Annotated in this window: 1 pseudogene; it reads right to left on the bottom strand. The window is 38.2% G+C overall.

What is annotated here, in order from left to right:
* Positions 1-172 (bottom strand): annotated as a pseudogene (locus ACYVRA_RS08820) (hydrolase TatD); the annotation flags it as partial.
* Positions 173-456: the final 284 nt, after the last annotated feature.

Below are 456 nucleotides of genomic sequence, written 5' to 3'. Positions count from 1 at the left end.
CATTTGTTGCCGATTTAAGATTTTCATAAACATGACCGAAGTCATGAAGACTGTTACAAATCGAGACAATTCTGGTGACAGAAGCTTGTCGGGCTTCTTGAATTACAATTAGCTGCTCAATAGGGTCATCAACAATAAGCCCTAAATGGGCATGAGTATCAAAATACTGCATAGCTTTATCCAAAAGGTAAGAATTTTAAGAATACCAAACTGGTAAACTTAATTTTAGCATGATCATGCAAATTCGTCAAGAAAAAAATTAAAATTTATTATGGTACTTTGTACAATTTTTACAGCTTTTTACGGTGAAAAATGCCCTATAAACCGCCAAATGGAACTAATTCTTCCCAACGGGAGGGTTCAAGCGCGTCTTTATCGATACGGACAAAGATTTGCGGCCTATAACCTCTGGTGGGGCGAAGGGCGTTATTTGCGTTCAGGTAGCCAAGGTTGATG

The sequence above is a fragment of the Treponema sp. R8-4-B8 genome, from assembly GCF_054786175.1.
Note: the sequence above shows the minus strand (reverse complement) of the source record. Positions and strands in the feature narration are given on the sequence as shown.